The following is a 9,181-nucleotide window of genomic DNA, read 5'->3' as shown; positions in this document are numbered from 1 at the left end:
AAGGCGTCATCGTAGCGTTTGGCTTGTGGCACCGGCGTCGCCGCAGTCGTGTGCTTGGGTTCAGCAGTCTTGAGCTTGTTCATGTGCGCTTTCTGTTAGCGCACCGCCCCCAAGGTGTCCATCAAACCGGGTGAGGCCCACGACAACGGAGCGCCCGCCTATTCCAGGTGCACGATGCCGTGGCGGATGGCGGAGATGGCGGCCTCCGTGCGGTCGCGCACCTGGAGCTTGGCGAAGAGTGTCTTGAGGTGGGCCTTGACGGTGTCCTCGGAAATGAACAGGGCGGAGCTGATTTCCTTGTTGCTGCGGCCCTTGATGAGCAGTTGCAGCACGTCCATTTCCCGGTGCGAGAGGTCGGCGCGCTGCTGGCGTTCGGCGAGGCGCCGGGCCACGCGGGACGGCAGCTTTTCTTCGCCGACATGCACGGCGCGGATGGTGACCGCCAGTTCGTCGTCGGGCGTGTCCTTCAGCACGTAGGATTTCGCGCCGGACTGGATGGCGCGATAAATATCCTCATCCGTGTCGAACGTGGTGAGCACAATGATGCGGGCGTCGGGAAATTCCTTGCGAATGGCCATCGTGGCCTCCACGCCGCCCATGCCCGGCAGGCGCAGATCCATCAATACGACATCCGGCTGCGTGCGGCGGAACAACTCCACCGCCTCCCGGCCGTCGCCCGTTTCGGCGACCACCTTCAACCCGGGTTCACTGTCGATGAGCGCGGCGATGCCTTTGCGGAAGGCGGGATGATCATCCACAAGCATGATGCCGATGAAGTCGGAACTCTTGGCCATTCGTTTGGTCAGCTTAGTCATGATGCTGGCGGCGTGTCACTCACCCGTTTGAGTAGTTCATGGCCGCGGGACGGCGGGACCGTGTTCGCCGGCCACGGGAACGCGCAGAACAACCTCCGTTCCCTTGCCGGGTTCCGTGCGCAGGGTCAATTCGCCCTTGAGCTGGGTGGTGCGTTCGCGCAGGCCGATGAGGCCGAAGCCGCCTTCGCTGCGCGGTGGGTTCCCGGCGTCGAAGCCGCGTCCGTCGTCCTGCACGGTCAGTTGAAACCACTTTTCGCCGAAGTCCACGGTGACCGTGATGTGACTGGCTCCGGAATGCTGCGCCGCGTTCGTGATCGCCTCCTGGCCGGCGCGCAGGAGATTGTTCTCGATGACCGGCGCGAGCCGTCGCGGCCGGCCGGTGACGGCAAAGTGCGTTTTCACCTCCGTGCCATCGGTCATCTGCTTCAGGATGTTTTGCAGCGCGCCGGCGAGGTCGCCGGTTTCCAGCACCTGGGAACGCATGTTCCAGATGGTGTTGCGCGCCTCCTCGAGGCTGCCGCGCACGAGCTGCTGCGCGGCGTCGAGATGCTGGCTCAACTCCTCGCCCGCGCCGTTGACCTTTTTGCGCGCGAGGCGGAGCTGCACCGAGGTGGCGGCGAGGCCCTGGGCCAGGGTGTCATGAATTTCCCGGGCCACACGGTTTCGCTCGGCAAGGATGGCGGCAAACTCCGCCTCCGCCATGGCGCGATGTTGTTCCTGCTCGCGCAGGCGGCGGCGGGCCTGCCAGGAAACCGCGCCGATGGTGAGCAGCAGGGCGCCCGAGATGACCGACAGGATGAGTGTGACGTGTTGCAGCGTCCACCACGGCGGGGCTTTGAGCACCACGAGGTCGGCGGGTGAACGCAGCAGCAACTGAAACGACTGCGGATGCCAGATGCCCATGAGCGGCTTCGAATCGTCGTAATTCACCGAGCAGATGCCCGCGACGCGGACGCGGCTGCCGGCCTGCCAGTCGGGGCGTGTGCGGGCGCTGGCCGGCAGTTGGAGCAGGGCCTTGAACGTCGTGCCCCCCCTGGTGAGTGAGAGCGCCATGCCTTCGAGGACGGGTTCCACTTCGGTCAGCTCGGCTTCGAGCGAAATCAGGTTGTCCTCGTAATCGAAGGCGCTGGTCGCATTGGTCAATTCAATCGGCGCCGGCGGGTTGGTCTGGCCGAGTTTGCGATACACGGCGTCCTGCAACGTGGTGGTGGCCGAGCCAAATTTGGGAAAGCCCAGCACGTCGATGAGGTCGCCGGCCCGCACCGTCTCGGGCGAACGCGTCTGGAGCCGCAGCCCCGCGGTGTTGTCGCGGATCCACACGAACGACCCCGGCTGGCCAAAGGTCACGACGCCGCGCACGTGCACGCGATGGCCGGTGGAGGCGCCGGGCGAATACAGCAGCAAACTGTCCGCCGCGCGAACGGGCGAATTGAAGGGATCCGCCGGCGCGGGTTTCTCGACGAGGATGGGAATGCCCGCGGGCACCTGCAGCACCGGGTTGAGCAACTGGCGCTTCTGGTTGAACTGGTAGAAGCACAGCGCGTGGATGCGCACCTCGGCATCTTCCTGCAACGCCGGATCGTGCGGATCGGTCATGCGCACCTGCACCGGGCCGCCATCCGTGGCCAGCACCATGCGGCGGATGTCGGAGCCCGGCGAAGCCGGCAGAAATTGCTGCACGACGCCCGTCAATTCGACCCATTGGGCGTCGAGCGCGCCGGTGATCAACTGGTGATAGGTGACCGGCCGCGGCCTGGGCAGGGGAGCCGTGCCGATTTTTTTCGCCTGGGTGATTTTGGCAATCGGCGCGAACTCGCCGGGATCGGTCTGTCCGTTCAGCTCCAGCAAATCGCCCCGGTGATAAGGGGCCAGCACGTTGGAATCCGCGCGCACATAAAGGCCGCCCGAGTCATCGGCCACGACGAGCGCATGTTGGCGCGGATCCGATTCGCTGATGACCACGGCTGTCAGGCGCACGGGCCGTGCCTGGGCGGCTTCCGTCACACTCAGTGCCAGCACCGCCGCCGTGTTCGTGATGGGCGCGGTCTGCGCCGCGGCGCGGCTGAGCAGGGCAGCCACGCCCAGGCACAACCAAAACAGGCGCCTTGGCGGCCGGAACGCTGGGGACGGACTAAAACGCACAAACATGAGATGACCGGTGGGGAAAGTATGGAATGACGTGGAACGCTCTGCAACTGGACTTCGGCGGCTTCGTGATGCGCGCCGGCGGGCAGGTGCACGGCGAAGGCGCTCCGCCTGCGGCACAGATTCACCCGTTCGGGTAATTGTGACGGCGCGCAGCCGGTTGTTACAGTCGCTCATCAACGTTCACTTGACCAGTCATCGAGATTCATGCAGCCGCCGGTGGCCCCGGGTTGTGGTTGGCGAACGCCGGCTGGTGCATTTCTGCCGCGTCTTGATGCCGCGGACGGGATGAGCTGATGCAGGCTGATGTTTAAATTTTGCCCGGAAATATCCTGACCGTGTCGATTCACAGAATGCTCCCACAGAAAATATGAACACCAACTACCTGAAAATCCTCGCGCTTACGGGCGTGCTCTCCGGTCTCGGGGCGCTGTCCCTGAACGCACAGGTCACGATGACCGGTGACGACGCCTTCGGGGTCAGCTCCTTCAATGCCAAGGGCAATTGGAGCGACGCCCTGGCGCCGCATGCTGGAACAAACTATCTGGCTGCCGGCCACTTGATGCGCACGCCGGGCGACGCCAACAATTACACCTTCCAAGGCGACTCGTTGACGCTGGACACGCCGTTGAACTCGGCCAATGGCACGCTCATTTACAAGGGCTCGGCCGGGACCAACATTTACACCATCCCCAATCTGATTCTGGCGGGCGGGTTGATTCGCAGCGGCGCCGGCTCCGTCAACACCATGACGATTGCCGGCAACATCAACGTCACCGCGGATTCCACCATCCAGCCGGATCAAAGCCCGTTCATCATCAGCGCGAACCTCAGCGGCACGGGCGCGCTCAACAACCTGAATCCGGGCAATCACCCTTACAGCACGGTGACTTACAGCGGCACCAACACGGCCTTCACCGGCAAGTTCCTGCTCGGTCCGAACGAACTCATCGCTTTGGCCAATCCCGCCAGCGTGCCGGGCAATCCGGCGGCGGCGACGCCCGACCAGATCACCCTGGCTGCGAACGCCACCTTGCAGGCCAACACCAACATCATGTTGAACAATGCCAACGGCGGCATCACGCTGGCCGGCAACGCCAATCTCAGTTTCGGGAGCACCGGCATCGTGATGACGGTGTCCGTGCCGATCACCGGCAGCGCGGCGTTGACCAAGCGCGGCGGCGGCATTTTAACCCTGTCCGGCAACAATGATTTCTCCGGCGGCCTGACCCTGCTGACCTTCACCGCGGGCTCGCAACTCAACATCAATCACCCGAACGCGCTCGGTTTGGGGGCGTTCACCCTCGGCTCGGGCGCGGTCGCGCCGGCGCTGCTCGACAACACCAGCGGCGCGCCGTTGACGGTGGGCAATTTCATTCCCTCAATTTGGAACAGCAGCCTGACATTCCTGGGCTCCAGCAGCCTCAACTTTGGCGGCGGCGGCGTGACCTTGGGCGCGGATGTCACCGTGACGGTGGCCAACAACACGTTGTCCGTGGGTGCGATTTCCGGTGACGGACAGGGCCGGGCCCTGACCAAGATGGGGCCGGGCATCTTCACCATCGACGGCGGCGGTTATTACCTGGGCAACACCACCGTGGGTGAGGGCACCTTGGTGCTCAGCAACTCCGCGTATCTCAGCAGTCCGAAAATCGTCGTGAGTTCAAATGCGACCTTGAATGCGGCGGCGGGCGGGGGGCTGATTTTGAACTACGGGCAGGCTCTGAGTGGCGACGGCACGGTGTTGGGCGACGTGAGCGACGGGGCGGGCAGCACGGTCATCAGTCCCGGCACGACGGTGGGCACGCTGACGGTCAATGGCAACGTGAACCTGAACGGCAACGGCGCGGTCACGTTCGGACTGAGCCCCGACACGACGGTGGGCGGCGGAGTCAACGACCTGCTGGTGGTGGGTGGTCAGTTGAATCTGGCGGGACCGACAACGATCAATCTTGTGGGCACGACCGCGCTCGGCACCTACACGCTCATCCAATACGGCTCCTTTACGGGCGACATCGCCAACTTGCAGGTGCCGCCCGGTTTCGCCGTCACCAACAACGCCGCGGCCAAGGCCATTCAGTTGATTGTGACGCACGTGCCCGCCAGCCTGACGTGGCAGGGCGATGGCGTGCAAAACCTGTGGGACGTGGGCGTGACGCCGAACTGGCTCCTCGCCGGCACCAATCAATTCTTCTTGTCGGGTGACACGGTCACCTTTGACGACAGCGGCACGAATACACCGGCCATCACCTTGAGCAGTGATCTGTCGCCTGCGGCCGTCAACGTGAATGCGGCGAAAGACTACACGCTCACCGGCGGGGGCATCATCACCGGCAGCCTTACGAAGAATGGCACCGGCACGCTGGTGCTGGACAATACCAACACTTACAGCGGCCCGACGGTCATCACCGGCGGCACCCTGCAACTCGGCGACCCCACCGGCGGCACGTTCGGCAACGCCGGCACGCTGGGCAAGGGCGCGGTGACCAACAACGCCAGCCTCGTCATCAACCACGCGGACAACGTGACGTTGAGCAACAACATCACGGGCTCGGGCCGCATCGCGAACATCGGCCCCAGCGGCACGGTCAATCTGGCCGGCAGCATCAGCGGTGGCACGGTGACGATGGCCGGGCAGGGCGGCCTGATTCTTTCGAGCAGCAACAGCTACGCCGGCCTGACGACTGTTGCTTCGGGCTCGTTGCAAGTGGCGAACGGCTCGGCGTTGGGTGACCCGGCGGCCGGCACGGTGGTGTCCAACGGCGCCCAGCTGTTCATCACGCTGAATGTGGACGTCGCCAATGAGCCGCTCTCCCTCAGCGGCGACGGTCCGCTCACGGACGGCGCCCTGCGCAAGGGCGGCGGTGGCATGAGCACCTACGGCGGCGCCATCACGCTGACCGGCGACGCGCGCATCAAGATTGACGGTGGCGCCACGCTCAACCTGACCAACGCGGCGGGCATCACCAGCAGCGGCCAGAAACTCATCCTCACCGGCGACAATGGCAGCGCGGGTCTCGTCAGCGGCCCGATCAATCTCGGCAACGGCGCCGGAACGCTGACCAAGACCGGCGCGAGCGCGTGGACCCTGGCGGGGTCCAACTCCATGAGCCTGGCGACGATTGACGGCGGCGCGCTGATTCTCGCGAACAACGACGCCTTGGGCACGAACAAGAATGTCGTTCTCACCAGCACGACGGGCGGACCGGGCCTCAGTGGCACGCGCCTGACTTTGTCCGGCGGCATCACCCTTCCGGCGGACCGCACGTTGTTCATGCCTTCGAGCGGCACCGGCACGATTCGTTCCTCGTTCATCGGCACCGGCGTGGGCGTGACCAACATCTGGGCCGGCGCGGTGAAGATTTCCGGTGACGGTCTCGGACTGGAGGCGAACCAGGTCGGGTTTGGCGTGGATGCCAACTCGACGTTCATCATCAACGGCCCCATCACGACAGACGGCACGTTCGCCGGTGGCAAGATCAACATCCGCGGCAACAGCACCGGGGTGGGCATCATTGCCGGAACCATGACGCTCGCGGCCGACGGCCAAATCCAGGTGGATGACGGTTCGACCTGGATCGTCAGTTCCACGGGCAACACGTGGGGCACCAACCGCGTCGTGAACGGCACGTTGAAGCTGGGCGCCAACAACGCCCTGCCGACGGCTTCCGTGATCACGGACAACTCGCGCTTTGACCTGGCGGGCTTCAACCAGACCATCGCGGGCTTGAACTCGGGCTGCACCATCAACAACAGCAGCACGACGGCGGATGCGACGCTGACCTATTCGAGCGGCAATCCTTCGACGTTCACCGGCACGCTCAACGACGGTTCGCGCAAGCTGAACCTCACGGTGGCCGCCGGCACGCTGACGCTGTCGAACACCTCACCGTTGCACACGCCGAAATCAACCGTCACGGTGGCGGGCGGCGCCGTGCTGGATCTGGAATTTGCCGGCACGAACACGGTGGCGGGCCTGGTGCTGAACGGGGCGAGCATGGCGCCCGGTTATTACAGCAGCACCACAAGCGCGCCTTACCTGGCCGGCCCGGGTGTGCTGCAGGTGGCTTCGCCCGGACCGAGCGGGCCGGGTTACCTGACCAGCAGCGTCAGCGGCAATACCCTAAGTCTTTCGTGGCCGGATGAAGGCTGGAAGCTCCAGATGCAGACCAACAGCTTGGCGGCCGGCCTCGGCACCAACTGGGTCTATGTCACGGACGGCAGCGTCACCAGCACGAACATCACGGTGGATCCGCAGCAGCCGGCCACGTTCTACCGGCTCGTGTATCCGTAAGCCAAACGAACTGCGCGGCGAGAATTTCCGCGCAGCTGACTCTCAAAACCGCCGGACTGGCAACGGTCCGGCGGTTTTTTCAGAGCAATGACCCGGCGCGTTCGCGGCCTTGGACGGCATCATCGGCGGCCGCAATTCACCCGACCGGGTAATGGTTGATGGTCCGCCGCGCGTGGTAGGCTGAATGCATTGCCTGCTGGTTGATTGAAATCGGGCGAACCGCCAGCCGCACCGGATGAATTAAAAGAGCTCAACCGGCTGCGTGTCGGTTTCGAATGAACATGAAGAAAATCCTCTCCGCTCCGAAACGCCATGCCGGATTCACGCTGATTGAACTGCTTGTCGTCATTGCCATCATTGCCATTTTGGCGGCCATGCTCCTGCCCGCCCTGGCCACGGCCAAGGAAAAGGCGAAGCGAACGCAATGCCTGAACAACCTCAAACAAATCGGCATTGGCAGTTTGATGTATGCCGGCGACAACGACGACCGCCTGATGGTGGCCGGCAGTTCCGTGGGTGGCGCGCCCGACCAGCCCATTCAACTTACGACGGTGAACGTGGACAATGTGAAGTCCATGGGCCTGGTGGTGAATGCCAACGGCACTGCGAATTCATGGTCCTGCCCAAACCGGCCCGGCCTGGCGGCTTACAACACGGCTTCCGGCCAATGGACCCTCGGCTACCAGTATTACGGCGGCATTGCCACGTGGAAGAACAACCTGGGCTCGTTTGTCTCGGCGAGCCCGATCAAGGTGGCCACGTCCAAGCCGACGTGGATGCTCGCGGCCGACCTGGTGATCAAGTTTGATGGCAAGTGGAGCGACAATGCCAACAACCCGCCGCCCAGCGGATTCTCCAATTTGCCGGCGCACAAGGGGCCGGGCGGGCTGCCCGCCGGCGGCAACGAGGTCTTCATTGATGGCTCGGCGCGCTGGGTGAAGGCGAACGAAATGTTTTACATTCACAGCTGGAGTCCGGGCACGCGCGAGTTGTATTTTTATCAGGACGACCTTGGCGCGCTGGAAACCCGGCGCGCGAGTCTGACCCGCATCAAGTAAAGCGCCGGTCGCATGCGGCGTGCGGAAACAGTCGGCGATGATGGGCGCAAACCGGTGGCGACGAATCTTTGCCTAGCTATGAACAAACCGAATTCCTGCCGGTCCGGGTGGCTGGTGCTGGCCGTGTGGCTCGCGGCTGCCGGAGGGCTGGTGGCGCAGACGTATCGACCGGCCAACTGGGTCAACGACCCGTTTTGCCTCAACCCGAATTTCGGTCTCGTGAGCACCAACACCAGCAGCCCGGTCTTTACGAACAACGCGGTGCAGCGGGGCACGCTCTACGCCTATTCGCCCATCGGCGCGTCGCTCCAACTCGTCAATCCCGGGGATTCCCTGACCTGCACGGGGCAGGTGATTTTGACCGGTGACATCAACGCGGATGGGGACATGCAGTTCCGCATCGGGCTGTTCTATCGCGGGACGAACACGACCGACACCAACTGGCTCGGCTACCTGTTCGGCAATCCCGCGGGCGGCGGCGGCGGCGCGGCGACCGGGTTGTTCGTGCGGAACAATCCGAACCCGGGCGTGTTCGCGTCCGGCTCGCCGGTCAACGCGCTGCGTCCGGACGTCCTGTTGCGCAATTACAACGCCGGCTGGGCGGCGGGCACCTACAACTTTTCCCTGTCCATCACGCTGCTGGAGGCCAGCGTGCAGCAGATTTCGTGGAGCCTCACCGGCGTCGGGGGCAGCCCGTATTCCTACGCGGGCAGCTATCGGAACACCAACTACAACACGGCGCCCATGTCCTTCGATCAAATTGGCATGCTGGCTGGCGCCGCGTTGTTCAACTCGGCTTCCCCGGCCAATACCATCCAGTTCACCAACGTGGCCGTGATTTTCAACCCGCAAAACGATGTGCATTGAAC

General features: G+C 64.0%; 5 protein-coding genes. 3 read left to right on the top strand and 2 right to left on the bottom strand.

Features of this window, described 5'->3' with window-relative positions; all coding sequences use genetic code 11:
* Positions 1-158: 158 nt before the first annotated feature.
* Both VFV96_15060 and VFV96_15055 read right to left on the bottom strand, forming a co-directional pair.
* Positions 159-815 (bottom strand): response regulator transcription factor, encoded by a 657-nt coding sequence (locus VFV96_15060; protein ID HEU5071723.1) that lies wholly within the window; start codon positions 813-815, stop codon positions 159-161.
* A gap of 36 nt (positions 816-851) precedes the next feature.
* Positions 852-2,894: a sensor histidine kinase gene (locus VFV96_15055; GenBank protein HEU5071722.1), complete on the bottom strand. Its 2,043-nt coding sequence runs from the start codon at positions 2,892-2,894 to the stop codon at positions 852-854.
* Between the two features lie 436 nt (positions 2,895-3,330).
* Between VFV96_15055 and VFV96_15050 the strand changes: the two genes are divergently transcribed.
* The 3 genes from VFV96_15050 (at position 3,331) to VFV96_15040 (ending at position 9,179) form a co-directional block, all read left to right on the top strand.
* Entirely contained in the window at positions 3,331-7,254 is a 3,924-nt protein-coding gene (locus VFV96_15050) for an autotransporter-associated beta strand repeat-containing protein (protein ID HEU5071721.1), read from the top strand.
* Positions 7,255-7,535: 281 nt separating this feature from the next.
* The gene (locus VFV96_15045; protein HEU5071720.1) at positions 7,536-8,312 is read left to right on the top strand and encodes a prepilin-type N-terminal cleavage/methylation domain-containing protein; all 777 of its coding nucleotides are present in this window, start codon (positions 7,536-7,538) and stop codon (positions 8,310-8,312) included.
* A gap of 78 nt (positions 8,313-8,390) precedes the next feature.
* On the top strand, positions 8,391-9,179 hold the full coding sequence (locus VFV96_15040; GenBank protein ID HEU5071719.1) for a hypothetical protein: 789 nt from the start codon (positions 8,391-8,393) through the stop codon (positions 9,177-9,179).
* The last annotated feature ends 2 nt before the right edge of the window (positions 9,180-9,181 follow it).

This window comes from Verrucomicrobiia bacterium, from assembly GCA_035765895.1.
Classification (GTDB): domain Bacteria; phylum Verrucomicrobiota; class Verrucomicrobiia; order Limisphaerales; family DSYF01; genus DSYF01.
Note: the sequence above shows the minus strand (reverse complement) of the source record. Positions and strands in the feature narration are given on the sequence as shown.

What these genes read in the sequence shown, in the direction of transcription:
- VFV96_15045 (HEU5071720.1), top strand. Translation starts at nt 7,536, where the DNA reads ATGAAGAAAATCCTCTCCGCTCCGAAACGCCATGCCGGATTCACGCTG.
- VFV96_15040 (HEU5071719.1), top strand. Translation starts at nt 8,391, where the DNA reads ATGAACAAACCGAATTCCTGCCGGTCCGGGTGGCTGGTGCTGGCCGTG.
- VFV96_15060 (HEU5071723.1), bottom strand. Translation starts at nt 815, where the DNA reads ATGACTAAGCTGACCAAACGAATGGCCAAGAGTTCCGACTTCATCGGC.
- VFV96_15050 (HEU5071721.1), top strand. Translation starts at nt 3,331, where the DNA reads ATGAACACCAACTACCTGAAAATCCTCGCGCTTACGGGCGTGCTCTCC.